This window comes from Pseudonocardia halophobica, from assembly GCF_027922425.1.
Classification (GTDB): domain Bacteria; phylum Actinomycetota; class Actinomycetes; order Mycobacteriales; family Pseudonocardiaceae; genus Pseudonocardia; species Pseudonocardia halophobica.
On the sequence record NZ_BSFQ01000024.1, the window covers coordinates 56,462 to 82,394 of the forward strand.

At 75.0% G+C, this 25,933-nt stretch carries 21 protein-coding genes; 5 read left to right on the forward strand and 16 right to left on the reverse strand.

Annotated features, from left to right (window positions below; genetic code table 11):
* Positions 1 to 58 precede the first annotated feature (58 nt).
* The 3 genes from PKE99_RS24265 to moeA all read right to left on the reverse strand — a co-directional run bounded on the left by PKE99_RS24265 (position 59) and on the right by moeA (position 3,623).
* Positions 59 to 1,063, reverse strand: a complete 1,005-nt coding sequence (locus PKE99_RS24265; RefSeq protein ID WP_271214918.1) for a CDP-alcohol phosphatidyltransferase family protein — start codon at positions 1,061 to 1,063, stop codon at positions 59 to 61.
* Positions 1,060 to 1,920: a phosphatidylserine decarboxylase gene (locus tag PKE99_RS24270; RefSeq protein WP_081924397.1), complete on the reverse strand. Its 861-nt coding sequence runs from the start codon at positions 1,918 to 1,920 to the stop codon at positions 1,060 to 1,062. Before PKE99_RS24270 ends, PKE99_RS24265 begins: the two co-directional genes overlap by 4 nt.
* A 455-nt stretch (positions 1,921 to 2,375) precedes the next feature.
* On the reverse strand, positions 2,376 to 3,623 hold the full coding sequence (gene moeA, locus PKE99_RS24275) for a molybdopterin molybdotransferase MoeA (protein ID WP_037048721.1): 1,248 nt from the start codon (positions 3,621 to 3,623) through the stop codon (positions 2,376 to 2,378).
* Between the two features lie 198 nt (positions 3,624 to 3,821).
* Here moeA and groL point away from each other — a divergent pair, with 198 nt between their 5' ends.
* Positions 3,822 to 5,450 carry a chaperonin GroEL gene (gene groL, locus PKE99_RS24280; protein WP_037048718.1) on the forward strand — a complete coding sequence of 543 codons (1,629 nt, stop codon included), beginning with the start codon at positions 3,822 to 3,824 and terminating at the stop codon, positions 5,448 to 5,450.
* Between the two features lie 69 nt (positions 5,451 to 5,519).
* Here groL and PKE99_RS24285 read toward each other — a convergent pair whose 3' ends face one another.
* The 3 genes from PKE99_RS24285 to PKE99_RS24295 form a co-directional block, all read right to left on the reverse strand.
* Positions 5,520 to 5,939, reverse strand: coding sequence for a hypothetical protein (locus PKE99_RS24285; protein ID WP_156067754.1), 420 nt, complete (start codon positions 5,937 to 5,939; stop codon positions 5,520 to 5,522).
* Positions 5,940 to 6,166: 227 nt separating this feature from the next.
* Positions 6,167 to 7,057 carry a DUF559 domain-containing protein gene (locus tag PKE99_RS24290; protein WP_051737774.1) on the reverse strand — a complete coding sequence of 297 codons (891 nt, stop codon included), beginning with the start codon at positions 7,055 to 7,057 and terminating at the stop codon, positions 6,167 to 6,169.
* A gap of 209 nt (positions 7,058 to 7,266) precedes the next feature.
* Positions 7,267 to 8,310 (reverse strand): helix-turn-helix transcriptional regulator, encoded by a 1,044-nt coding sequence (locus PKE99_RS24295; protein ID WP_037048713.1) that lies wholly within the window; start codon positions 8,308 to 8,310, stop codon positions 7,267 to 7,269.
* Positions 8,311 to 8,372: 62 nt separating this feature from the next.
* On the opposite strand from PKE99_RS24295, the gene PKE99_RS24300 reads away from it, so the two are divergent.
* Positions 8,373 to 8,954: a TIGR03086 family metal-binding protein gene (locus tag PKE99_RS24300; protein WP_037048710.1), complete on the forward strand. Its 582-nt coding sequence runs from the start codon at positions 8,373 to 8,375 to the stop codon at positions 8,952 to 8,954.
* Positions 8,955 to 9,155: 201 nt separating this feature from the next.
* Here PKE99_RS24300 and PKE99_RS24305 read toward each other — a convergent pair whose 3' ends face one another.
* From PKE99_RS24305 to PKE99_RS24350, 10 genes are all read right to left on the reverse strand, one after another.
* On the reverse strand, positions 9,156 to 10,424 hold the full coding sequence (locus tag PKE99_RS24305) for an ABC transporter substrate-binding protein (RefSeq protein ID WP_037048707.1): 1,269 nt from the start codon (positions 10,422 to 10,424) through the stop codon (positions 9,156 to 9,158).
* Complete coding sequence (locus PKE99_RS24310) at positions 10,421 to 11,593, reverse strand: branched-chain amino acid ABC transporter permease (RefSeq protein WP_037048705.1); 1,173 nt, start codon at positions 11,591 to 11,593, stop codon at positions 10,421 to 10,423. Before PKE99_RS24310 ends, PKE99_RS24305 begins: the two co-directional genes overlap by 4 nt.
* The gene (locus PKE99_RS24315) at positions 11,586 to 12,464 is read right to left on the reverse strand and encodes a branched-chain amino acid ABC transporter permease (RefSeq protein WP_037048703.1); all 879 of its coding nucleotides are present in this window, start codon (positions 12,462 to 12,464) and stop codon (positions 11,586 to 11,588) included. The genes PKE99_RS24310 and PKE99_RS24315 overlap by 8 nt, the downstream gene beginning before the upstream one ends.
* Positions 12,461 to 13,270 carry an ABC transporter ATP-binding protein gene (locus PKE99_RS24320; protein WP_051737791.1) on the reverse strand — a complete coding sequence of 270 codons (810 nt, stop codon included), beginning with the start codon at positions 13,268 to 13,270 and terminating at the stop codon, positions 12,461 to 12,463. The genes PKE99_RS24315 and PKE99_RS24320 overlap by 4 nt, the downstream gene beginning before the upstream one ends.
* Complete coding sequence (locus PKE99_RS24325; RefSeq protein WP_037048834.1) at positions 13,267 to 14,076, reverse strand: ABC transporter ATP-binding protein; 810 nt, start codon at positions 14,074 to 14,076, stop codon at positions 13,267 to 13,269. The genes PKE99_RS24320 and PKE99_RS24325 overlap by 4 nt, the downstream gene beginning before the upstream one ends.
* Before the next feature lie 136 nt (positions 14,077 to 14,212).
* A complete protein-coding gene (locus tag PKE99_RS24330) occupies positions 14,213 to 14,818 on the reverse strand; it encodes a response regulator (RefSeq protein ID WP_037048832.1) in 606 nt (201 codons plus the stop codon).
* Positions 14,819 to 14,832: 14 nt separating this feature from the next.
* A complete protein-coding gene (locus PKE99_RS24335; protein ID WP_051737773.1) occupies positions 14,833 to 16,026 on the reverse strand; it encodes a GAF domain-containing sensor histidine kinase in 1,194 nt (397 codons plus the stop codon).
* A gap of 80 nt (positions 16,027 to 16,106) precedes the next feature.
* Positions 16,107 to 16,373, reverse strand: coding sequence for a PspC domain-containing protein (locus tag PKE99_RS24340; protein ID WP_081924392.1), 267 nt, complete (start codon positions 16,371 to 16,373; stop codon positions 16,107 to 16,109).
* A 75-nt stretch (positions 16,374 to 16,448) separates the two neighbouring features.
* Entirely contained in the window at positions 16,449 to 16,667 is a 219-nt protein-coding gene (locus PKE99_RS24345) for a hypothetical protein (RefSeq protein ID WP_037048701.1), read from the reverse strand.
* A 116-nt stretch (positions 16,668 to 16,783) separates the two neighbouring features.
* On the reverse strand, positions 16,784 to 18,445 hold the full coding sequence (locus PKE99_RS24350) for a DNA repair helicase XPB (RefSeq protein WP_037048698.1): 1,662 nt from the start codon (positions 18,443 to 18,445) through the stop codon (positions 16,784 to 16,786).
* A 538-nt stretch (positions 18,446 to 18,983) separates the two neighbouring features.
* Between PKE99_RS24350 and PKE99_RS24355 the strand changes: the two genes are divergently transcribed.
* The 3 genes from PKE99_RS24355 (at position 18,984) to PKE99_RS24365 (ending at position 25,928) form a co-directional block, all read left to right on the forward strand.
* The gene (locus PKE99_RS24355) at positions 18,984 to 24,680 is read left to right on the forward strand and encodes a nitrate- and nitrite sensing domain-containing protein (RefSeq protein WP_271214919.1); all 5,697 of its coding nucleotides are present in this window, start codon (positions 18,984 to 18,986) and stop codon (positions 24,678 to 24,680) included.
* Between the two features lie 67 nt (positions 24,681 to 24,747).
* Positions 24,748 to 25,170: a roadblock/LC7 domain-containing protein gene (locus PKE99_RS24360; protein ID WP_037048693.1), complete on the forward strand. Its 423-nt coding sequence runs from the start codon at positions 24,748 to 24,750 to the stop codon at positions 25,168 to 25,170.
* A gap of 80 nt (positions 25,171 to 25,250) precedes the next feature.
* The gene (locus PKE99_RS24365; RefSeq protein WP_051737772.1) at positions 25,251 to 25,928 is read left to right on the forward strand and encodes a DUF742 domain-containing protein; all 678 of its coding nucleotides are present in this window, start codon (positions 25,251 to 25,253) and stop codon (positions 25,926 to 25,928) included.
* Positions 25,929 to 25,933: the final 5 nt, after the last annotated feature.

The following is a 25,933-nucleotide window of genomic DNA, read 5'->3' on the forward strand; positions in this document are numbered from 1 at the left end:
ACCGTATCGATCCGATCGGGGCGTCCTGCGGGGTCGGGCCGCCGTTCGACGGCTGCCCTCACCGGCGCCGCAGCCCCCGGCGGCGCTCGGTGCTGGGCAACCGCCGGGTCTGCCCGAGCGGGCGCATCGGGCGGACCGGGCGCGCGGGGCCGCCGTCGAACGGCTCGACGGGGTCCTCCGCGCTGCGGCGCCGCACCATCCCGCCCATGTTGCGGGCGACGGCGATGGTCCGGCCGGCGACCCGGCGGCGCAGCGGCGGCCGCAGGCCGAGCCGGCGGGCCGCCCGGGCGGCTCGGTCGCCGGCCCGGCGCTCGCGCACCGGCACGCCCCACGCCTCCGGGTGCCGCTCCAGCCACTTGTAGCGGTACACCGTGTACGGGATGAGCAGCAGGTAGCCGACGCCGATCAGCGCCATCCCGAGGAAGGGCGCGGTCAGCAGGATCGCCGCGGCCACCCCGACCAGCACGAGCAGCGGCGCGACGTACCGCGGCCGCACGCGCGCGGTCTTCAGCGAGAGCGTGGGGATGCGGCTGACCATGAGCGCCGCGGTGCACAGCGCCCACACCCCGACCGTGACCGGCGACGACCACCAGCCCGGGCCGAAGTGCAGGAAGAGGTAGAGGGGGATGCCGGCCGTGAGCGCCGCCGCCGGGGCCGGGACCCCGACGAAGAACTCCTTGGCGAACGGCGGCTGGTCCTCGTCGTCGATCAGGGTGTTGAAGCGGGCCAGCCGCAGCGCCATGCAGACGGCGAAGATCAGCGCGACCACCCAGCCGAGCCGGGTGCCCTGCAGCGACCAGATGTAGATGACCAGCGCCGGGGCGACGCCGAAGGACACCAGGTCCGCCAGCGAGTCCAGCTCCTGCCCGATGCGGCTGCTGGCGTCGAGCAGGCGGGCGAGGCCGCCGTCGAGGGCGTCGCACAGGGCGGCCGCGCCCGCGGCGGCGATGCACAGCTCGAACCGGCCGGCCAGCGCGAAGTTGACCGCCGAGAGCCCGGCGCAGAGCGCGAGGACGGTGACGGCGTTGGGCAGCAGCCTCACGCCCGCCTGGTAGGTGTTCACGGCCGGTCCTTGTCGACGGCGTCGTTCACCACGGCCTCCTGCCCCACGGCGTCCTTCACCACGGCGAGGTCCGCAAGGACGGTCTCCCCGCCGATGGTGCGCTGCCCCACCGACACCTCGGGGGCGACGCCCGGCGGGAGGTAGGTGTCGACGCGCGAGCCGAACCGGATGAGCCCGTAGGTCTCACCCGCGGCGACCTCGTCGCCCGGCTTCACGTCGCAGCGGATCCGCCGCGCCAGCAGCCCGGCGATCTGGACGACGCCGACCAGGTGCCCGGACTGCGTCTCCAGGACCAGGGCGTTGCGCTCGTTGTCCTCGCTCGCCTTGTCCAGGTCCGCGGAGAGGAAGGCGCCGGGGCGGTACTCGACCGAGCGGATCCGGCCGTGCATCGGGATGCGCTGGACATGCACGTCGAGCACGGAGAGGAACACGCTGACCCGGGTGACCGGCTCGCGCGGCAGGTCCAGCTCCGCGGGCGGGACGACCTCGGAGATCAGCGCGACGGTGCCGTCGGCCGGGGCGAGGACGGCACCCGGCCGCGGCGGCGGCACGCGTCGCGGCGCGCGGAAGAAGGCCGCGGTGGCGGCGGTGGCCAGCAGGCCCACACCGGTACCCCGGCCCGTCAGCAGCCGGACTGCGCCGGCCGCGGCCGCGACGGCGGCGATGATCGGGCGGCCGCCGGGATGCAGCGGCGGGACGGCCTCGCGCACCAGCTTCGCGGCGTGCAGCACCGGGTTCTCGCCGCCGGTGGCCGGCGGGGCACCCGCCGAATGCAGCTCGGAGGTGGTCCCGGGCCTGTCGTGGGGGCCGGCCCCGGGTGCGCCCGGGGGCGGGGTCGCGGGGGTGGTCGCGGCCATGGTGCCAGCGGCTCCTCGTCGGCAACGCCGGTTCTCCCGGTCTCCCGGCCGGTGCGGGAGGGAGGGCGCGGGCGCCACGCTACTGCGATCCCGGGACCGGGCGGTGGGGCCCCTGCGGGCCCGACGGCCGAACGGGGCGGTACGCCGCTCGACAGCAAAGGGCCGGGGCCGCCATCCCCCGAGACGGCGACCCCGGCCTTGGAACCGCTCGTCCGCTCCCCAGCGACGGGCGGTAGGTCCTGTGCGTCGAGAGGTGGTTACCCGCCCCCCGCTCAAAGTATCCCCAGCACCCGACCGATCGTCCAGATCAATCCGCGAGGAACTGGATGATCTGCACCGATCGGCCGAACACTCACCTGGTAAGACGTCCCGGCGGCGCGAAGTGTTGCACCCTCCGCATGTGATGCGTACCACTTTCCGGGTGACAGGGGGACGCCGTACCCCCTAAAGGCCCCTCACAGAGCGCTGTCGAGCAGCCACACCTCGAGTTCGTCCCCCGGATGCACGCCCGTGGCCTCGGCCGGCACCACGAACAGGCAGTCCGCCCTGGCCAGAGCCGCGAGCATGTGCGAGGCGGGCGACCCGACCTCGCCGACCGTGCCGTCCCGCGCGTCGAGCGTGCCGCGGCGGAACTGCGTGCGCCCGGCGGGCGAGCGGAGCGCCTCGCGCGAGCGGGCCGTGACGACCGGCCTGTCGGGGTACGGGTGGCCCATCGCCCGGCGCAGCACGGGGCGCACGAACACCTCGAAGGAGACCTGGGAGCTCACCGGGTTGCCCGGCAGCGTGACGACCGGGCAGCTGACCTCGCCGAACTCGACCACACCCGCGCCCTGCGGGCCACCCGGCTGCATGCCGACCTTGACGAACTCCACGCCGTGGCCGGTCAGCGCGTCCTTCACCACCTCGTAGGCCCCCGCGCTCACCCCGCCGGAGGTCACCACCAGGTCGACGCCCGCGACGATCCGCTCGGCGAGGACCTTCCGGAACTGCTCGACGTCGTCTGGGACGAAGCGGAGCTGGTCTGCGGTGCCGCCCGCGTCCCGCACCGCCGCGGCGAGCATGGCGCCGTTGGACTCGTAGATCTGGCCGGGCGCGAGCGGCTCGCCCGGCGCGACGAGCTCGGAGCCGGTGGAGAGGACGAGGACGTGCGGCCGGCGGCGCACCGGCAGCGTGGCCCGGCCGACCGCGGCGGCGACCCCGATCTGCGCGGCACCGAGGACGGTGCCGGCGTCGAGCACCGCGGTGCCCTCGAAAACGTCCTCGCCGACGGTGCGCACGTGCGTGCCGGCCGCGGGCGCCGCGGAGATCGCCACCCGCTCGGTGCCGCCGTCCGTCAGCTCGACCTGGACGATCGCGTCGGCACCCGCGGGCACCGGGGCGCCGGTCATGATCCGGGCGGCGGTGCCGGGCTCCAGCGGCGGCACGTCCGTGCGCCCCGCCGGGATGTCGGCGGCGACGGGCAGGGTGACCGGGCTGTCCGCGGTGGCCCCCGCCACGTCGGCGGCCCGGACGGCGTACCCGTCCATCGCGGAGTTGTCGAAGGGCGGCAGGGAGATCGCCGCGGTGACCGGCTCGGCGAGCACCCGCCCGCGCGCCTCCGCGAGCGGCACGACCTCCACCCCGGTGGGCGGCAGGAGGGCCGCGACGACGGCCCGGTGCTCCTCGACGGTGCGGGGCGGTTTCGCGGCACTCACACCGGCCATCCTGCCGCAGGGCCGACACCACGGTCGGGTCGACCCGCGCTCGGTTGCACTCACCCACCCCGAGTGCTAAAAACGGCGCTGGCACTCGCCTGTCGGGAGTGCCAGGTCGGGCCGGTGAGGCCGGCGCAGGGTTGCCGGCCGTCCGTCGCGGGCGCCGTGTTCGAACCGACGAGTCATCCCAACCGGAGGACCACCCCCATGGCGAAGCAGATCGCGTTCGACGAGGAGGCGCGCCGCGGGCTCGAGCGCGGCATGAACACCCTCGCCGACGCCGTCAAGGTGACGCTCGGCCCGCGCGGCCGCAACGTCGTCCTGGAGAAGAAGTGGGGCGCGCCCACCATCACCAACGATGGTGTGTCGATCGCCAAGGAGATCGAGCTCGAGGACGCCTGGGAGAAGATCGGCGCCGAGCTCGTCAAGGAGGTCGCGAAGAAGACCGACGACATCGCGGGTGACGGCACCACCACCGCCACCGTGCTGGCGCAGGCGCTGGTCCGCGAGGGCCTGCGCAACGTCGCCGCCGGCGCGAACCCGATGGGTCTGAAGCGCGGCATCGAGAAGGCCGTCGAGGCCGTCTCGCAGGCGCTCCTGAAGTCGGCCAAGGAGGTCGAGACCAAGGAGCAGATCGCCGCCACCGCGTCGATCTCCGCCGCCGACAAGCAGATCGGCGAGCTCATCGCCGAGGCGATGGACAAGGTCGGCAAGGAAGGCGTCATCACTGTCGAGGAGTCGCAGACCTTCGGGCTCGAGCTCGAGCTCACCGAGGGCATGCGCTTCGACAAGGGCTACATCTCCCCGTACTTCGTGACCGACGCGGAGCGCATGGAGGTCGAGCTCGAGGACCCGTACATCCTCCTCGTCTCCTCCAAGATCTCCACCGTCAAGGACCTGCTCCCGCTGCTGGAGAAGGTCATGCAGTCGGGCAAGCCGCTGGCGATCATCGCCGAGGACGTCGAGGGCGAGGCCCTGGCCACGCTCGTCGTCAACAAGATCCGTGGCACCTTCAAGTCCGTCGCCATCAAGGCCCCGGGCTTCGGTGACCGCCGCGAGGCCATGCTCGCCGACATGGCGATCCTGACCGGCGGCGAGGTCATCTCGGAGAAGGTCGGCCTCAAGCTGGACAACGCCGACCTGTCGCTGCTGGGCACCGCCCGCAAGGTCGTCGTCACCAAGGACGAGACCACCATCGTCGACGGTGCGGGCGACGCCGACCAGATCGCCGGTCGCGTCAACCAGATCCGCGCCGAGATCGAGCGCACCGACTCGGACTACGACCGCGAGAAGCTGCAGGAGCGCCTGGCCAAGCTGGCCGGCGGTGTCGCGGTGATCAAGGCGGGCGCGGCCACCGAGGTCGAGCTCAAGGAGCGCAAGCACCGCATCGAGGACGCCGTCCGCAACGCGAAGGCGGCCGTCGAGGAGGGCATCGTCGCCGGCGGCGGCGTCGCCCTGATCCAGGCCGGTGCGGGCCTGTTCGAGGGCCTCGGCCTGGACGGCGACGAGGCGACCGGGGCGAACATCGTCAAGGTCGCCCTGGAGGCGCCGCTCAAGCAGATCGCGATCAACGCCGGCCTCGAGGGCGGCGTCGTGGCGGAGAAGGTGCGCAACCTCCCCGCCGGCGAGGGCCTCGACGCGGCCACCGGTGAGTACAAGGACCTGGTCAAGGCCGGCATCATCGACCCGGCCAAGGTCACCCGCTCGGCGCTGCAGAACGCGGCCTCGATCGCGGCCCTGTTCCTCACCACCGAGGCGGTCATCGCCGACAAGCCGGAGAAGAACGCCGCCCCGGCCGGCGACCCGACCGGCGGCATGGGCGGCATGGACTTCTGAGTCCGGCCACCTGGTTCGTCCCGCGGGGGCGGTGGGCTTCGGCCCGCCGCCCCTGCGGCGTTCTCGGGGTCAGCCCGCCATCCACAGCCAGACGCTGCCGCCCGCCACGAGGAACGTCGGGACCAGCGCGATCAGCACCGGCCAGACCCGCCGCGCCCCGCTCGTCGCGAACCAGAAGCCGATCGGCCAGGCGATCGCGACCGCGCCCATGACCGCGCCGAACATCACGCCGCCCGCATCAGCGAGACCCAGGCCGAACGCGATCCCCATCAGGCCGAACAGGGCGGGCCAGAAGGCGCAGAGGACCGTCAGGGTCAGCCCGGCGATCCGTGTCGCCAGCACCGCCGGCGGCGCCGGCCGCCGCCCGTGGGGCTCCTCGGGCAGGCCGGTGGGGAGGGTCGGGAGGCGGGGCGCGGGAAGGGTCGGGGGTGGGGCGGTGGGCCGGGTCCACCGTGCCGCATCGGGATCGTGGTGCGGTGTCGTGGTCACGGGCCCGACGCTACGAATCCGCAGGTCGCACGGCAGTCGTGCCACCACCACAGCCCTCGGCGGCCAGCAGGTGATCCTTCCGGGTGTCACCCTGCGGCTGTCGCCACAGCAGTCCCGTGCCTCTCACCGCCGTTGATCATTGCGAGTGACACGTGATCGTCAGGGCGGCAGCACTCCTGTCCCGCTCGGACCGATCATGCGCTGCCCGGAGCGATCAGTGAGAACGCTCAGAGGTGACCCGCCAGCCGGGCCGGGTCGAGCCCACGCGCCCGGCAGGCCGCCTCCAGCTCGCGGCGCACCCTCGCCGCCACACGCTCCGGGTGCCGGTGGACCTCGACCGCCGAGAACCGCACCACCCGCCAGCCCGCCCGCGCGAGGTGCGCCTCTCGCGCCAGGTCGCGCAGTGCCCGTTCCGGCTCGAGGTGGTCGCCGCCGTTGTACTCGAAGGCGAGCAGGAGCAGCGGGTACGACAGGTCGAGCTCGTACGGGCCGACCGGATGCTGGAGGACCGGGCGTGGCAGGCCGGCGTCGCCGATCGCGAGCCGGATCCGCGTCTCCATCGGCGACCCCGAGCGGCGGTCGGCGCGCCGCACGATCTTCGGGAGGCGCGCGCTCCCCCGCGCACCCAGGTGTCGCGTTCGCAGCGCCAGCAGCTCGCTCGGCTCGAACTCCCCGACCCGTGCCAGGGCGTCGACGGCCACGATCCCGTCCCACAGCGGACCGCGACAGGCGAGGTCGAACGCGGTACGGAGGGCCGAGGTCACCCGCACGCCGTCGACCAGCATGGTCTCGCCCGTGAGGAGCCGGCCGCGGCGCACCCGCAGGCCCGGCTGTCCCCGCTGCGTGCCGCCCGGCACCACGAGATCCACGAGCGCATTCGCCGGGCCGCACGACGCACCCAGGAGCTCGGCCGCGGCCCATCCGCCGACCGCACCGCGTCCCTCGACGAGCAGGTAGGCACCTCGGGCACGCACCGCCAGGTGTGACGGGTCGAGGCCGGGTGCGGCGGGGACGTAGACGTCGGAGAACAGCCGGTGGAAACGGGGGCCGCGCAGCTGCCCGGGCGTCGCCCACCCGGCCGCCACCGCCGCGGAGCCCCGGAACGGTCGATTCAGCACGCCCCTTGGACGGCTCCTGGATCCGCTCCGTTCATGATCTTTCCGAGCGCCACGGTGCGGTCGCATGCATGACGCTCCGGTACCGCTCGCGTCGATCACCGCTACCGTGATCGATCCGAGGGCCACGGGAGCGTCAGCGCGAGAGTGCTCCCGTGACCGCCGGATGGATCATGGCGACGGATCACGATGGGGAGCAGCACCGCGCCCGATCACGGACGATGGGCCGCGGCGACAGCCTCGGCGCGCTCGCGGAGCGCGGTCACCAGCTCGGGAGGGTGGAGGGCCTCGGCGTCGGGGGCGAGTGACCACACCACGCGGATCGCGTGCCGGAGGTCGCCGAACGCCGCGGTCATCACGGACCAGCCGCCGGCCGCGACGTCCTGATCGGTCCTCTCATCCTCGGCGACCTCACCGGGCTCGCCGTCGGCGTCCTCAGTGTCCTCAGTGGTCCTGACGGTCCCGGGGTCGGTCACGGTCAGGGCGGTGCGGGTCAGCTCCGCCCGACGCTCCTCCCGCACCCGGATCCTGGCGACGACGTGGGGCAGGGCCCGGCGGAACTCGTCCCGCCGGCGTTGCCACAGCTCCTCGAGGTCCACGCCGGTCGGGCGTTGCGCGGGCTCGTCGAGCTCCTCCGCCGCCTCGATGCGGGAGATGCGGTAGGTGCGGTCGGCGCCGTCGTGGAGCGCCAGGAGGTACCAGGCGCCGGCGGCCTCGACCAGGCCCAGCGGCTCGACGGTCCGCCACCGGCCCTCCTCCGCCCCGCGCGCGGCGTACCGGATCCGCAGCCGGTGCCCGGTGAACACCGCGCGCTGCACGGTGTGAAGGGCGTCGACGGCGGGCGGCTCGGGGGCGTCGCGCAGGAAGCCGCCCCGCCGGACCAGCACCCGCCCGGTCGCGTCGGTCGCCGCCTCGCGCGAGCCCTCGGGCAGCGCCGCGACCACTTTCCGGATCGCGGACGAGAACGCCTCGCCCAGGCCGAGGGCGTCCGACGTCGCGCGGGCGGGCGAGGTCAGCAGGGCCACCGCCTCGTCCGGCGTCAGCCCGGTGAGATCGGTGGAGAAGCCGGGGAGCAGCGCGAACCCGCCGTGCCGGCCGCGTTCGGCGTAGACGGGGATGCCCGCGGCCGAGAGTGCCTCGACGTCCCGGAGCACGGTCCGGGTCGACACCTCCAGTTCGCGCGCGATCGCGGGCGCCGTCATCCGGCCGCGGTGACGGAGCAGGAGGACGAGCGAGAGCAGGCGGTCCGCGCGCATGTCCGAAGACTGGCAGAGATACACGACAGAGGATGTCGTGTTTCGGCGGGAGGCTTGCCGCCATGACCACCACCGAGATCGTCACGGACCCCCGCCCCCACTACCGCGCCGCCCTCGACTGGGCCGCCGGGCTGCTCGCCGGGGTGCGCCCGGAACAACTGCGCGACGCCACGCCCTGCCCCGAGTTCGACGTCGAGGGCCTGCTCCAGCACCTCGTCGCCACGGTGAACAAGATCCGCGTGATCGGTGAGGGCGGCTCGCCGTTCACCATGCCGTTCCAGGTCCAGCCCACGCCCGACTACCCCGCCGCCTTCACCGAGGCGCAGGCGCGGATGTGGACCGTCTGGTCCGACGACGCCCTGCTCGACCGCGAGGTCACCGTCCCGTGGGGCAAGGCCCCCGGCCGCGGTGCGGTGTGGGGCTACGTCAACGAGACACTCGTGCACGGCTGGGACCTCGCCGTCGCCACGGGGCAGGACGCCGAGGCCGACCCCGCGCTGGCCGAGGCGATGCTGGCGGTCGCCCGCCAGATGATCCCCGCCGAGGGCCGGGGCGGGGACTTCCCGTTCGCACCCGTGGTCGAGCCGACGCCGGACGCGGGCCCGACCGAGCGGCTCGCCAACTGGTCGGGGCGCCGCCGGTGATGTCCGGCCAGGTGAGGGCCCACTGACGGCGGAAGGGCCGGGGCGCTCGCGGTGAGCGCCCCGGCCCCGACATCGCCGACTCGGTGACCGCAACTCCCGACTCGCGGTGCCAGAACTCCCGACTCGCGGTGCCAGAACTCCCGACTCGCGGTGCCAGAACTCCCGACTCGCGGTGCCGGAACTCCCGACTCGCGGGCCTGGTCAGGACTGCTGGTGCGGGGCCTTGTAGCCCTGGGCGTCGGGGGCGGTGAAGAGCGGCGCCACCTCCGTCAGCCCACCCTCGGCGTTCTGGTCCACCTTGGCGATGTAGACGCCGCGGGTGGGCGGGGCGCCCGGGATGCTGTAGTCGAGCGGCGCGACCAGGTCGTCCGTCGTGACCGAGGTCAGCGACTTCAGCGCGGTCTGCACCCCGGCGCGGGTGAGGTCGCCGTTCTGGCAGGCCTTCTCCAGCACCGCCTGCCACACCAGGCTCTCCACGTACCCGGCCTGGGCGCCGGCGTTCTTCGGCTTGTCCGGGTAGGTGGCCTTGTACTCGTTGGCGACCTCGACGGCCTTCGGGGTCTTCGACGAGAACGGCGCGCTCGACGCCGCCACGTACAGCTTGTCCAGCGACGCCGCGGCCGGGCTCTGCAGCAGCGCCGGGTCGAAGGTCGGGTTGTTGCCGAGCACCGGGACGTTCAGCCCGAGCGCGGCGTTGTTCGACATCGCCGACGCGGTCTGGCCCGGCGTCGTGGTCAGCACGATCGCCTTCACCCCGGCGCCCTTGAGCCCGGTGACGATGTTGGCCAGGTCGTTGTCGGTGGAGGTGATCTTCGCTTCCTGCACCGTCATGTTGTGCTTCGAGGCGTAGTACTTGGAGCCGCGCAGGCCGTTGCCGCCGTACTCGCCGTCGATGTAGATGTGGCCGATGGTGTCGCCGTCGGCGATCAGCCCCTGCTGCTGCAGGTAGGCCAGGCCGTCGATGATCTCGAGGTCGTACGTCGTGCCGATCATCATGACGTTGGGGTTGTTGAGGATCTCCGACGACCACGACGCCGGCGCGGTGAGCACGTTGTCGTCGATCAGGTTCTGCTTGAGCGCCGCGAGCACCGGCGACCCGACGAGCTGGGTGATGCCCAGGATCTTGGGCTCGAGCTGCGGGTAGAGCGTCTTCGCGGTGTCCGCCTTGTACCCGTGGTCGACGACCTCGAGCGCCAGCTGGCGCCCGCAGATGCCGCCCGCGGCGTTGACGTCCTTCACCCAGAGCTCGTTGCCGCCGGTCAGGGCCTCGCCGAGGTTCTTGAACACGCCGGTGCGGTCGGTCATGACGCCGAGGGTGATCGTCGTGTCGGTGACGCCCTTGTCGGTCTTGACCCCGCCTGCTCCGCCGCCCGACGACGCGTTGTCCGCGGTGCTGCCGCACGCGGCGAGCACCAGGCCGGCCGCGAGTCCGCCGGCGAGCGCGGCCAGCCGCCTCCGCCTGTCGATCATCCTCGATCTCCTCCTCGGGTGGGGCGGGCTGCCCTGACGTGGGCGAGCCTGCGGCCGATGGCCGCGAGCCCGCCGGGTTCGAACATCACGACCAGCACGACGGCCACGCCGTAGACGAACGCGCTGATCAGGACCGGGGACGGGCCGCCGAACCGGGCGTCGGCGAACCAGCCGAACTCGGTGGCGCCGAGGGTGAGCAGCTGCGGCAGGCCGTTGACCAGCACCGCGCCGGCGACGGCGCCCGGGATCGACCCGAGCCCGCCGATGATCACCATGGCGAGGTAGCCGATCGCGACGGTGATCGAGTAGGTGCCGACGAACTCGTTCTCGTCGGGTTTGACCAGGTCGAGCCACAGCGCGGTCATCACGCCGGCCAGCCCGGCGTAGGCGGACGAGATCGTGAACGCGCCGGCCTTGACCCGGGTGACGTGCACGCCCATCGCCGTGGCGGCGGCCTCGTTGTCCCGCACCGCCCGCCAGGCCCGCCCGATCCGGCTGCGCACCGCGCCCCGCGCGAGCAGATAGGCGCCGATGGCGAGGACGAGGAACAGGTACCAGAGCCGCTGCTGCTTCTGGACCGCGACGCCCAGGATCGTCGGCGCCGGCTCGGTGTTGGCGAAGCGGAAGTCGAAGATCGCGAAGGTCGGCGGCGGGCGTCCGGTCGAGGTGCCGCCGCTGAGCATGTCCAGCGACTGGCCCAGGTACAGGCCGAGGAAGACCAGCGACAGCGACGCGACGCCGAGGTAGATGCCCCGCAGCCGGCCGGACACCGGCGCGAACGCCAGTCCGACGAGCCCGCAGATCACGACCGCGCCGACGGCCGCGACCACCGGCGGCAGGCCGAGCCCGACCAGGTCCCCGGAGTCGCCCGAGTCGCCGGCGAGCACCGCGTAGCTGACCGCGCCGACCAGCAGGAAGAACGGCGTCGCGAGGGAGAGCTGCCCGGCCTGGCCGACGAGCATGGTCAGCCCGACCGCCCCGACCACGCCGATCAGGACGTACTGCCCAGCCTTGAGGTAGGCCACGTCCGTCCCGGTGAACACCGGGAACAGCACCAGCAGCACGAGGAACAGGGTGACCCCGGCGATCTTCAGCCAGTTCCGGGGCCGGCGGGGCGCCGGGGTCGGGGGTGCCTCCGTCTCGGGCGGCGTCACCGTCACCTCAGACACGGGACAGCTCCCGGGTCCCGAACAAGCCGCTCGGTCTGATCACCAGGATCAGCAGCATCACCAGGAACACCGCGCTCTTGGAGAACTCGAAGGAGACGTACTGGGCCGACAACGCCTCCGTCAGCCCCACGATCAGCCCGCCGACGACGGCGCCGACGGTGGAGTCGAGCCCGCCGAGGATCGCGGCGGGGAAGGCGATCAGCGCGATCGCGTGCGTGCCCCGGCCGAGCCCCGCCCCGGAGAAGTCCTGGGTGGCCATGAACAGCACGGCCACGCCGGCCAGCGCGCCGGCGAGCAGCCAGGCCGTGGCCGTGACCCGCGAGCTGCGGATCCCCATCAACGCGGCGGCCTCGCGGTTCTCCGCCTGGGCCCGCATCGCCACCCCCCAGGAGGAGAAGCGGAAGGCCAGGAAGAACGCCGTGATCAGCACGATCCCGACGATCAGCGCCACCAGCTGGGTGCGGAAGACCGTGAGCCCGGCGGCCTGCAGCGGCTGGGCGTCGTACGGGTCGCCGATGAACGGGATGTCGGCGCGCAGCCGGCGCACGATCTCCTCGGTGATGATCACGTCGACGCCGATGGTGAGCAGGGCGAGGCTGTTGACGTCGGCGTTGCGCGCGTGGGCGATCAGCAGCCGCTCGATCAGCAGTGCGGCCAACGCCGCCGAGACGATCCCGAGCGCCGCCGCGGCCGGCCAGCCCAGCGCGTCCTTGGTGGCGTAGACCATGTAGCCGCCGATCAGCACCAGCGACCCGTGCGCGAAGTTCACCACCTCGGTCGCCTTGAAGATCACGACGAAGCCCAGCGCGAGCAGGGCGTAGACCGCGCCCTTGCCCAGCCCGTTGAGCACGAGCTGCAGGAACGTGTTCACTCCGGCTCCTCCCCGCCCGTCCCCAGGTACGCGCGGATCACCTCGGGATCGGCCTGGACCTCGGCGGGCGACCCGTCGGCGATCAGCCGCCCGAAGTCCAGGACGCTCACCCGGTCCGCGATGCCCATGACCAGCCCCATGTCGTGCTCGACGAGCAGCACCGAGATCCCCAGCGCGTCCCGCAGGTCGCGGATCGTCACGCCCATCTCGGCGGTCTCGGTGGCGTTGAGCCCGGCCGCCGGCTCGTCGAGCAGCAGCAGGGTGGGTTCGACGGCCAGTGCGCGGGCGATGTCGACCCGCTTCGCGACGCCGTAGGGCAGGGCCCCGACCGGGACGTCGAGCCGGTCGTCGACGCCGAGGAACGCGCAGATCTCCTCGACCCGCGCGACGTGCCGGCGCTCGGTGCGCACGGTCCGTGGGAGCCGCAGGCCGCCGCTGAAGAACCCGCCGCGGGTGAGCGCGTGCCGGCCGAGCAGGACGTTGTCGCGCACCGTGCTGTGCGGCGAGAGCGCGATGTTCTGGAAGGACCGGCCGACGCCGAGGGCCGCCAGCCGGTGCGGCGAGGTGCCGGTGAGGTCGGTGTCGCCCAGCCGGACCCGGCCCGACGTCGGCCGGTACAGCCCGCTGATCACGTTGAAGCAGCTGGACTTGCCGGCGCCGTTCGGGCCGATCAGGGCGTGCACCGTGCCGGGCCGCACGGCGAAGGACACCTCGGACAGGGCGGTGATCCCGCCGAACCGCAGCGTGACGTCGTCGACCGCGAGGGTCCGGACGTCCTCCCGGATCTCCGCAGGGGCGGCGGTCATCCGGCCCACCTCGTCAGGGACCGGCGCGGGCGGTGGGCCAGCGCCTCGGCCTGCTCGGCCTCGGCCCGCTCGGTGGACTCGGCGTGCCCGCCGAGGTAGAGGCGCTGGACGTCGTCGCTGGCGGCGAGCTCCTCGGCCGTGCCGGTGAGCGCGATCCGGCCGACCTCGAGGACCGCGGCGTGGTCGGCGACCTCGAGCGCCATGGTCGCGTTCTGCTCGACGAGGACGACCGCGGTGCCCTGGGCGTGGATCTCGCCGATGATCCGGGCGATCCGGCCGACCATCTGCGGCGCGAGGCCGAGCGAGGGCTCGTCGAGCAGCAGGAGCTCGGGGCCGGACATCAGCGCCCGGCCGATCGCCAGCATCTGCTGCTCGCCGCCGGAGAGCAGGCCCGCCCGTTGCGACGCCCGCTCGGCCAGCACCGGGAACAGCTCGGCCACGCGCTCGCGGGCCGCGGACCGCACCGACGCCGACCGCGCGCCCAGCCCGCCGGCCCGCAGGTTCTCCTCGACGGTCATGCGGGCGAACACCTGGCGGCCCTCCGGCACCGCGACGACGCCGCGCCGCACCACGGCCGCCGGGTCCAGCCGGTCGAGACGCTCGTCGCGGAACCGGATCTCGCCGGCCGTGACCCCGCCGCCGTGCAGCCGCAGCGTCGCCGACACCGCGCGGAGCAGGGTCGACTTCCCGGCGCCGTTGCCGCCGAGGACCGCCAGCACGCTGTCCGCGCCGACCTCGAGATCGACCTCCTCGAGGGCCCGCACCGACCGCCCGTAGCGGACCGACAGCCCGCGCACGCTCAGCACCCGTCGCACCGCCTCCCCCGGCCGCCGCGGCCGGTCGGCGCACATCGTGGTGCCGGTCACACGGCTCGCCACACCCCCAGGTGGAGAGGTTCGGACGAACGGGGCGTCACGATCACGCATCGTGCACAACGGACGGCTACAGCAGCCCCGCCTCGCTGGCCTTGCCGATCGCCTCGACCCGGTTGCGGGCCCCCAGCTTGTGCAGCGCGGACTGCAGGTAGGTCTTCACGGTGTTGCGGGTCAGGCCCGTGGCCTCGGCGATCTCCGGGTTCGTCCGGCCCTGGGCGGCCAGCCGGAGCACCTCGTACTCGCGGCGGGTCAGGCCGGTGCGTTCCAGCGCCGACGCGGCAGCGTCGGCCGCCGGGACCATGCGCGGGTCCACCACGCGCTCCCCGCGGAGCACCGCGCGCAGGGCGGCGACGAGGTCGGTCGCCGCCGCGTCCTTCACCAGGCAGCCGTGGGCGCCGGCGTCGAGCGCCGCCCGGATGCCGTGGTGGTCGCCGTGCGCGGTGAAGACCACGACCCGGGCCCCCGGACACACCTCCCGCAGCCCGACGACGACCTCGGGCGCGAGCATGTCCGGCAGCCGGAGGTCGAGCAGCACGAGATCGGGGCGCAGCTCCCTGGCCCGGTCGAGCGCGGTCCGCCCGGACTCGGCGGACCCGACCACGGCCAGCGACGGCTCGCCGCGCAGGAGCAGCGCGACGCCGTCGCGCACCACGGGATGGTCGTCGACGACCATCACCCGGGCGGCGCTCACGGGCCGGGCACCGGGTGCGCAGGCGGCACGGGGAGCACCGGGGGCGCCGGCAGGGCGACGCGCAGGGTGGTGCCGCCGTCCTCGTCGTGGATCAGGCCGACCTGTCCCCCGAGCCGCTCCGCACGGGCCGCGAGCATCCGCACGCCCAGGCCGGTCCCGACCGACGTCGCCGGTTCGGTGACGCCGCCGTCGTCGGCCACGGCGAGCTGGACCCCGCCCGCGTCGTCCGGCGCGAGGCTGACGATCACGGTGCTGGCGCCGGCGTGCTTCTCGGCGTTGAGCAGCCCCTCCCGGGCGACGGCGACGAGGATCGCGGTGCGCTCGCCGTCGAGCGGCGCGACCGGGCCGAGCTGGACGAAGCGGCAGGTCACCCCGGTGCGGGTCTGGAAGCTGCGGCAGTGCTCGGCCAGCTCGACGGGCAGCGCGCGCTCGGGCGAGCTCTCCGCCAACGCCAGCAGGGCCTCCCGCAGGGCGCGGGAGGCCTCGGAGACGTCGGCCTCGATCCGGGTGAGCCGCCCGGCGAGGGCCGGGTTGTCCGGCAGGTCGGCGCGCAGGTCGCGCACCTGCGCGCCGATCGAGAAGAGCATCGCGCCGACGGAGTCGTGCAGCGACGCCTGCATCCGGCGGCGCTCGACGGCGACGGCGCCGTCGACGTTGGCCGCGGCGGCGTCGGCCAGCCGCAGGGTCGGGACGGCCCGGTCCGCGGCCCGGCGCAGCGCGTCGACGGCGGCGTCGCCGAAGGTCCCCGGGCCGTGCAGCCCGGCGTAGGCGACGGCCAGCGGGCAGTCGCGGTCCAGGACCGGGACCGCGACGAGGGCGCCCAGGGCCTCGCGGCGGACGCGCTCGTCGTAGTCGTGGGTGATCGTCGGGGCGGACACGTAGTCCCGCACCCGGACGGGCTCGCCGAGCATGAGGGCCCGGCCGCCCACCCCGCGTCCGACGTCGACCGCGAGATCCTGCAGGGCGTCGGTGCGGGTGCCGTCCGTCCAGCGGATCACGGTGCCGCCGCCGGGCACCCGCTCGCCGAGGAAGCCGGCGTCGGCGCCGGCGGCCTCGCGGATCAACCGGGCGGTGCCGCGCAGGGCGAGGACCCGGTCCAGGACGGACAGCAGGCCCTCGCGCTCGGCGAGCAGCAGGTCGAGCAGGTGCCGCCGCTCGGCGGCCCGCTCGGTCGCGGGGTTCGGACGCACGCGCGGACGATGACACACACCCGGTGAGCTGCGACACACCCAAGTGCAGAGGTGCGCCCGTCACCGGACTCACTCCGGACTCACTCCTCGGGCGCGAGGAACCAGGCGGCGACGTAGAGGACGATGCCGAACCCGAAGCCCAGCACGGTCAGCGCGACGAGCGCGATCCGGATCAGGCCCGCGTCGACGTTCAGGCTCTCGGCGAGCCCGCCGCACACGCCGGCGATCATCTTGTCGGAGCGGCTGCGGTGCAGCCGGAACGGCTTCTGCTCCCGCGGGGCGGGGACGACGGCCTGCCCGTCGATGGTGTGCTGGTCGGGGGTGGCGGTGGTGGTCTGCTGTTCCATGACCACGAGCCTGCCCGCGGCGCGGGGCCCGCACCTCGGGGTCGGCCCCGGATCCCTCCCGGAGACCGACCCGGATCAGCGCCGGGGTCGGCGGGGTTCGGGAGTCCGGGGCGCGCGGCCGCCGGGGTGCGGCCACGACGGGTCCTGCTCCGGCGGGGGCGCGGGACGCGGGAAGGGGTCCTCGGGGACCTGCCGGTCCCGCAGCCGCACCATCCGCCCGACGAGCACCGCGACGACCAGGGCGACGGCCACCCAGGCCAGCACCCCGACGACGATCCAGCCGGCGACGGACATTCCTCGGCTCCCTGTCACGGTTGCGCCACCGAGTGTCCCGGACCTGGCCTTTCGACGCACGGCCGCATCGGGGTGAGGCGGTACCCCCGTCCCGGGGAACCGCCGTCACGCTCCGGTCAGCCCACCTCGGGCAGGGCCGGTCCGAGCAGGTCGTCCGCGTCCACGATGCGGTACGCGTACCCCTGCTCGGCGAGGAAACGCTGACGGTGCGCGGCGTAGTCGGTGTCGAGGGTGTCCCGCGACACGACCGAGTAGAAGTGCGCCTGCCGGCCGTCGCCCTTGGGCCGCAGCAGCCGGCCCAGCCGTTGCGCCTCCTCCTGCCGGGAGCCGAAGGTGCCCGAGACCTGCACGGCCACGGTGGCCTCGGGCAGGTCGACCGAGAAGTTGGCGACCTTGCTGACGACCAGGCGCTTCAGCTCCCCGGCCCGGAAGGCGTCGAACAGCGCCTCCCGCTCCCGGTTCTTCGTGGAGCCCTGGATCACCGGGCAGTCCAGCACCTCGCCGAGCTCGTCGAGCTGGTCGAGGTAGGCGCCGATGACCAGCGTCGGCTCGCCCGGGTGCCGGTCCAGGATGGCCTTGACGACGGGCAGCTTGGTGCGTGCCGTCGACGCCATGCGGTACCGCTCCTCGGCCTCCGCGGTCGCGTAGCCGAGCCGCTCGCTCTCCGTGAGCGTGACCCGGACCTCGGTGCACTCGGCGGGCGCGATCCAGCCCTGCTGCTCGATGTCCCGCCACGGGGCGTCGTAGCGCTTCGGTCCGATGAGGGAGAACACGTCGCCCTCCCGGCCGTCCTCGCGGACCAGCGTCGCGGTCAGCCCGAGCCGGCGGCGGGACTGCAGGTCCGCCGTCATCCGGAAGACGGGGGCGGGGAGCAGGTGCACCTCGTCGTAGACGACCAGGCCCCAGTCCCGGGAGTCGAACAGCTCGAGGTGCCGGTACTCGCCCTTCGTCTTCCGCGTGATCACCTGGTAGGTCGCGATCGTGACCGGGCGGATCTCCTTCTTCTCGCCCGAGTACTCGCCGATCTCGTCCTCGGTGAGGCTGGTGCGGGCGACCAGCTCGCGCTTCCACTGCCGGCCCGAGACGGTGTTGGTGACCAGGATCAGCGTGGTGGCGCCGGCCCGGGCCATCGCCGCGGCGCCGACCAGCGTCTTCCCCGCGCCGCAGGGCAGCACGACCACGCCGGAGCCGCCGTCCCAGAACCCGTCGACGGCCTGGGCCTGGTAGTCGCGCAGCGTCCAGCCGTCCTGGACCAGCTCGATCGGGTGCGACTCGCCGTCGACGTAGCCGGCCAGGTCCTCGGCCGGCCAGCCCACCTTGAGCAGCATCTGCTTGAGGTGCCCGCGCTCCGAGGGGTGGACGACGACCGTGTCCGGGTCGATCCGGGCGCCCAGCATCGGGGCGATCTTCTTCTGCCGCAGCACCTCCTCCAGAACCGCCCGGTCCAGCGCCGTCATGACCAGGCCGTGCGCGGGGTGGTTGGACAGCTGCAGCCGGCCGTACCGGCCCATGGTGTCGACGACGTCGACCAGCAGCGGCTGCGGGACGGCGTAGCGGGAGAAGCGGACCAGGGCGTCGACGACCTGCTCGGCGTCGTGCCCGGCGGCCCGGGCGTTCCACAGCGCGAGCGGGGTGACGCGGTAGGTGTGCACGTGCTCGGGCGCGCGCTCCAGCTCGGCGAAGGGGGCGATCGCCATCCGCGCGTCGTTCGCGGCGGGGTGGTCGACCTCGAGCAGGAGGGTCTTGTCGGACTGGACGATGAGCGGACCGTCGGTCACGCGCGGATCCCTTCGGGGGTGTCGATCGGTGCACGACCCGCCACTCGTCGTGAGTCGGGCGGTCTCCCGCGGACGGTGAGCGGTCGGCGACGGCGCCACCCGATCGGGGTGATGGACGAGTCGTTCGTCCAGGGCGGGCGTCGCACCACCTCCGGCTATGCTGGCCGGGCACTGTCCGCAGTACGTACGTGTGCCACGACGATCCTATCCCCGGTTCCGGGCGGGCGGCCTCCCCAGCGGCCGCGTGTCGCGGAAACCGCTGCAGGAGAAGCGGACCGGCGGCGGCCCGGGCCCGGCCTCGACCGGGTGCGACCGCGCGGCCGGTCCACGACCGGAAGGCCCAGACGATCACCGCCCCGCTCCCCGCCGGCTCCCCCGCACCGCCCCCGGCCTCGCCGAACACGCGTGCGAGCCGCTCGGCCACTGGCCGCTACCAACGGGCACCTCGGCTCCGCCAGGTGTCCGCGGGGCGCGAATCGTCGGGTCCGCGTGTCAAGGTCGGTCAGGTCGTCGCGAGCCACATCAGGGAGACGTTGACGTGACCAGCACCGAACGCCACCCCGCGTGGTCGGAGCGGCTGAACCCCCGCAACTGGAGCCTGGCCGCCAAGCTGGTGGCCGTGGGCCTCGTGCCCACCCTGCTGGCCCTGGTGCTGGGCGTCCTGCGCATCTCCGACCAGGCCGGCGTGGCCGAGCAGCTGGGCCGGGACAACCGCCTGCTGGAGATCCGCCAGGACGTCGCCGCCACGGCGCAGGCGCTGCAGGCCGAGCGCAACAGCGCCGTGCTGTTCGTCGCCGGCGGGCGCACGGGCGACCGCGGCGCGCTCGCGGCCGCCGCCGCGGACACCGACGCCAAGCTCGGCGAGGTGCGGTCGGCGCTGTCCGACCCCTCGCTGCTCGACGCCAGCAGCACCACCGCGCTGCAGCAGGCCGAGGGCGGGTTCACCCAGCTCCCGGTGCTGCGCACGGACGTGGCGGGCTCGCCGGCCGGGATCGACGACGTCACCACCCGGTACACGACCATCGTGCAGCGCACGGACGTCCTGGAGCGGGCGCTGGTCCGCCAGGGTGAGACCACGTACGCCGGCGGCCTGGGCGACGCGCTCACCGCGACCGGCGAGGCCCGCGAGGCGCTCGCCCTGCAGCACACCGTGATCGCGGGCGCGATCGCCGCGGGCCGGCTGAGCGAGCAGGACAAGATCACCGTCACGGGCGCCGCCGCGGCGTTCGGCACGGCGTTCGCCGACTACCAGGTGGGCCTCACGCCGGAGCAGCTCGCGCGCTACGGCAACTTCGCCACCGACGGCGCCAACGTCGAGCTCGAGCGGCTGCGGACCCAGATCATGGCCACTCCGACCGACCGGCCGCTCGAGGCGGATCCGGTGGCGTGGGACGCGGCCTACCAGCAGGCCGCCCAGGTCGTCGAACGCGCCGGGTCCGGCGTGGCCGACGAGCTGACCGCCACCTCCAGCCAGGCGCAGGAGGACGCGAGCAACAAGGCCGGCGTCAACTCCGTGCTGCTCATGCTGGGCGTGCTGCTCGGCATCGCGATCATCGTGCTGCTCGCCCGCAGCCTGATCCGGTCGCTGCGGGTCCTGCGCCGCTCCGCCCTCGAGGTCGCCGAGCGCCGGCTGCCCCAGGCCGTCGAGAGCATGCGCTCCGGCCAGCCGCTCAACGCTATGGTCGAGCCGGTGCCGCTCGCGGGCCGGGACGAGGTCGGCCAGGTGGCCCGGGCGTTCGACGCCGTGCACGGGCAGGCGATCCGCCTCGCTGCCGACCAGGCCGCGCTGCAGTCGAACGTGTCGAACATGTTCGTCAACCTCTCCCGCCGCTCGCAGGCGCTGGTCGAGCGCCAGCTGCAGCTGATCGAGCAGCTGGAGAGCAACGAGCAGGACCCGGACCAGCTGTCCAACCTCTTCCAGCTGGACCACCTCGCCACCCGTATGCGACGCAACAGCGAGAACCTGCTGGTCCTCGCGGGCACCGACCTCGCGAAGCGCAACGTCGCCCCGGTCCCGGTGGTCGACGTCCTCCGCGCCGCGGTGTCCGAGATCGAGCAGTACCAGCGCGTCGTCGTGCAGCCGCCGCCCGTCGCGACGGTCGCCGGGCGCGCCGCGAGCGACCTCGTCCACCTGCTGGCCGAGCTGCTCGACAACGCCACCAACTTCTCCCCGCCGGACTCGCAGGTCGTCATGAGCACGACCCGGGCGGGAGACGGCTCGCTGCTCGTCGAGATCGCCGACCGCGGCGTCGGCATGGCGGAGCACGAGCTCGCCGAGGCCAACCAGCGCCTCTCCTCCCCGGCCGCGGTCGACGTCTCGGCGTCGCGCCGGATGGGTCTGTTCGTGGTCGGCCGCCTGGCCAACCGGCACGGGCTGGGCATCCGGCTCGGCGGCGGCATGACGGGCGGCTCCGGCGGCCTCACCGCCTCGGTCACCGTGCCCGCCGTACTCGTCCCGTCGGCCGAGCCGATCGACCGGCAGCCGGTCCGCGCGGGTGCCGCGCCCGCCGTCCCCGCCGGGCAGGGCGCGTCCGCCTTCGGCGGCGGCCCCGCCGCCCCGAGCACCGTCCCCGCGCCGCGTCCGGGCAGCAACGGCACCGGCCAGTCCCGGTCGCTGTCCTCCCTCGTCGCGGGGGACGACGGGCCGATGAGCCCCGCTCCGGCGCTCGGTGGCGGCCGCCCGCCGACCCCGCCGCTCAACGGGAAGGGTCTGCCGCAGCGCCGGCCCGGGGGCGTGCCCCCGCAGGACGGCTCCGGCCCGGACGACGGCTTCGACGCCTTCGGCACCGGCGCGGCCACACCGCCGGCCGAGCGCCGGGACGAGGCGGAGGCCACCGCTCCCTCGGACCAGGACACGCGGGAGGAGCGCGGGACCACCCAGCAGGGCGGCAGCGCGACCGACGGGCGCAGCCCGGACGGGCCGGGCGGCCGCCGGGCCTCCGGTGGCCGCCCGGCGGGCCCGGAGCGTGGTCCGTGGCCGGTGGAGAGCCTCCGGCGGCCGCCGAACGGCTCCACCGTCCCGACCCGGCCGACGAACGGGCACGCCCTCCACGGCGAGCGCCCGGCCGCGTCCGGCTCGGGTGACCTGCCGTCGCTGCCGAAGCGTGCGCCGCGGGGCGGCACGCCGGGCGAGGTGACCGACCGGACCCGTGAGCAGGAACGTCCCGGCACGCCGGCCGACTCCCCGCCCGACTTCCCGCCCGACTCCCCGGCCGACGCGACGCAGGCGCGCAGCGAGGGCCAGGACGACGCGCCGTCGACGGGCTCCGAGCGGCCGGGCGAGAAGCTCGGCCGGGGCGTGGCCGCGGCCGGCGCCGCGCTGGCCGGTGCGGCCGCCGGGCTCGCCGGTGCGGCGGGCCTGCGCAAGTCCGACAAGGACTCCGACGAGACCGCGGACCGCGCCGGCAGCGACCGCGCCGGGAGCGACCGCACCGACAGCGACCACACCGACGGCGACCACACCGACCTGGACGACAGCGCGACCGAGACCGGGCGGATCGCCACCGCCGCCTCGGCGGACGACCAGACCCCGCCGGCGGGTTCGGGAGCGAGCGGCACCGACGCGGACACCCCCGCCACGGGCACCTCGGCCACGGCCGGGTCCCGCGGCGGCGCCACCCGGTCGAAGGACCCTGAGGGCGCCGCGGGCGCTGCGGGTGCAACGGGCACGACGCCCGACGCCGACTCCACCTCCCCGGCAGAGGCGGACGAGGACGAGCCCGCCACCAGCCGCTTCCCGGTCATCGAGGCCGGCGGCATCTCGCCGACCGGCGACGCGGCCACGACCGTGCCCTCGGCCGACACCCGCACCACGGGCATCCCCGGTGTGAACGGCCAGGGGCCTGCGGTCACGGGCCGCACCTCCGCCCAGGCCGGCGACCCGTCCGGCACGAAGGCGGACGGGAAGCGCGAGAGCGCTGTCGAGCCGACGGCCGGTACGGAGGCCACGCGTCCGGGCGCCACGCCCGGCACCGCGCCCTCCGGCCTCACCGGCCCCGCTGCCACTCAGCGCGGCGACGCACCCGACGGGCGCACCCCTGAGGGCCGCACCACCGAGCGCGGCACCACCGAGCCCCGCACCACCGAGAGCACCACCGAGAGCACCACGACCTCGGGCCGCGAGACCGACGGCGCCACGACCGAGGGCCGAGTGACCGAGGGCCGCGTGACCGAGGGCCGCGCCGCAGCGGGCAGCACTGCTGCGGGCCCCGAGGCGCCGGGTAGCGAGGCCGGCAGGGGCACGGACACCGAGGGCCCGACCTCTGGCTCCGCGACCGGGACCACGGACTCGACCACCCCGGGCACCGAGGCCGCGAACAGCACCGACGCCACCGGCACCAGCGCCGGCGAGCGCACCGACAGCACTCCCGGCAGCACCGCGGCCGCGGGTCCCGAGCGGACCGGCGGTGCGAGCGCGACCGGCGGCTCCGACGCCGGTGCGCCCGCGGGCGACCGTCCGTCCCGGGAGCCCGTCCCGCCGACCGCGGCGGGCCTGCCCCGCCGCACGCCGGGCCTGAACGGCGGGCAGCGGCCCAGCCGGCCGCCATCGGCGCTGCCGCGGCGCGGCGAGGAGCCCGAGGCCCGGCCGGAGCGTCCGGCCGCGACGGCCTCGCAGGCCGGCGCCGAGGGCACCGAGCTTCCGCGCCGCACCCCGGGCGCACCCGGCCAGACCCCGAACGGGGACCGGGCCGGTCAGGCCCCGGCCGCCCCGGCCGCCGGTGTCGAGGGCTCGCAGGGTCTGCCCCGGCGCACCCCGGGCGCCGCGCCCGGCGCCGACAACCGGCCCACGAGCTACCCGACCGGTCCGGGGGGCCTGCCGCAGCGCCGGCCCGGCCGCCCGATGTCGGCGTCGACCGAGGGCACGGAGGCCCTCTTCTCGGCCTCCACGCCCGCGGACACGAGCACCACCGGCCAGCTGCGCCGCCCGGGCGGCTTCGAGTCGCGGACCCCGTCGGGCCGCCGCCCCGGTTCGGACGGCCTCACCGGGACCACGGACAGCACGGGGACCAACGGCACCGCGCCGACCGGTGCGGGCGCCGCGGACATCCTGGGTGGCGCGTCGACCCCGGGCCCAGAGCAGACCGGCGGCACCGCTCCCGCGGGCGGGACCACCGGCCAGAGCCCGGCGGACCCGGCCGCGGCGACCGACAACCCGGCGACCCAGGGCCCGGCCACCCGCAGCCTGGCGTCGCAGGGCCCGACCTCCCAGGGCCCGACCTCCCAGGGCCCGGCCACTCAGGGGCCTGCGCCCCAGGGACCGGCTCCGGCCGCGAACCCGACCGCGGGCCCGGCCGCCCCGTACCGCAACGGCGGCCCCATCGCCTACGGCACCGGCACCCCCGGCGCCCCGGGCACAGCGGCCGGCCAGGGCACAGCGGCCGGCCAGGGCACGAACGGTCCGACCGGCCCGGCCGGCCTGCCGACCCGCCGCCCGAGCCCCGGCCCCCAGGCCGCGGCCCCGACCGGCCCGAACGGCGCCGGCCACAACGGAACCGGCCCGAACGGCATCGGCCCCAGCGGCACCGGCAGCACCGGCACTGGCCCCCACGGCACCGGCCCCGCCGGCACCGGCAACGGGGCCGCCCCGACCGCGACCGGCCCGGGCCTGCCCGGCACCCCGGCCCCGGCCGGCGCGCTCGGCGCCACGCCGGCCGACCCGACCGCCCCCACCGGCGGCCCGGCCGAGTCCGCCGACGGGCCGTCCCGCTTCGACCTCGGCCAGACCACGCCGATCTTCGAGGAGATCGCGTCGGCCTGGTTCCGCTCGAACCGCTCCGTCCCGGTCCGCTGGACGGACGGCGAGGGCGCCGAGGACGCCCCGGGCACCCCGGCTCCGGCGGGCGGGGCGGCCCCGGCCGACCCGCTCCGCACGGACCGGGCGGCCGGCGGCGAGACCGGGTTCGCCACCGCGGCGGACGAGGGCTGGCGGGTCGCCGACGCGACCGCGGCGGCCACGGCCGCCGAGTCCGAGCGCGGCGCGAACGAGACCACGGAGGCGGGGCTGCCGAAACGCAGGCCCCGCGCGCGGCTCGTCCCGGGCAGCGCGGCAGGATCCGCGGTGCTGGCTCCGCCTTCGGGGCCGGCCCGCAACGCCGAGGCCATCCGTGGCCGCCTGGCGAGCTACCAGCAGGGCGTCCGGCAGGGCCGGGAGAGCCGGCTGCGCCGCCAGTCGGCGGCGGGCGGTGCCGGCACCGGGCAGACCCGGAGCACGACCGAGCAGGACGAGGAGAAGTGATGATCGGGCAGGAGACCGCACCCGCGGCCGCCCCCACCGGCCCGACCGACGTCGAGGAGGCCGCGGCGTGACCGCACCACAGACCCAGCCCAGCCGGTTCGGATGGCTGGTCACCAACTTCGCGGAGAAGGTCCCCGGGGTCGCGCACGCGATCGTGGTCTCCGCCGACGGGCTGCTGCTCACGGCGTCGGACCGGCTCCCCCGGGACCGCGCGGACCAGCTGGCCGCGGTGGCGTCCGGGCTGGTCAGCCTGACCCAGGGCGCGGCCCGCTGCTTCGACGCGGGCGGCGTGGTGCAGACCGTCGTGGAGATGGACCGCGGGATCGTCCTGCTCATGTCCATCAGCGACGGCTCGTGCCTGGCCGTGCTCGCCTCCCCGAGCTGCGACATCGGTCTGATCGGCTACGAGATGACGCTGCTGGTCGACCGCGTCGGCCAGCTGCTCACCCCGGAGCTGCGGGCCGAGCTGCAGGGCTCCTTCGGGCCCTGACGCCCCGGCGTCGACCCTCAGCGACCCGATCCCATGTCCATCCGTCCGACGAACGACCGGCACGAGGCAGGTGAGGTTTCATGACCAGCGGTCCCGACGACGCACCGCGTCAGCAGGAGCCGACGTTCGCCGACGTGATGAACGGGTTCAGTCTCGACTCGGGGCGCCCCCGCAAGCGCCGCCGGTGGGGGCGCCGGCGGGACGAGGACGCCGAGCGGCAGGAGGCCCCGCAGGCCCCGCCGCCGCCGGCGTACCCGACCACGCCGCCCCCCGGCCCGGTCCCCAACGAGGTCGCCTACAGCCAGGGCTCCCAGGGTCCCCAGGGGGACGCCGGGTTCGCGGGCTCGGGCTACGGCGGGTACCAGACCGGCCCCATCGAACCGATCCGGGACGAGCCGCTCCCGCCCGCCGTCCCGACCGGGGCGTCGGCGGTGCGGCCCTACGCCTGGACCCGCGGCCGGACCAAGTCCGGCTTCGACCTCGCGATCGAGACGCTGGTCTCGACCAGCCCGCAGGGGCGTGAGCAGCTGGCGATGCTGCAGATGGAGCACCGCTCGGTCGCGGACCTGTGCGACCAGCCCCGCTCGGTCGCCGAGGTCGCCGCGCTGCTGTCGATCCCGCTCGGTGTCGCCCGGGTGCTGCTCGGCGACATGGCCGGGCTCGGCGTGGTGACCGTGCACCAGACCGCGAGCAGTACCGGCAACGAGCCGGACCTCGCACTGATGGAAAGGGTGTTGAGTGGACTCCGTCGGCTCTAGTTACC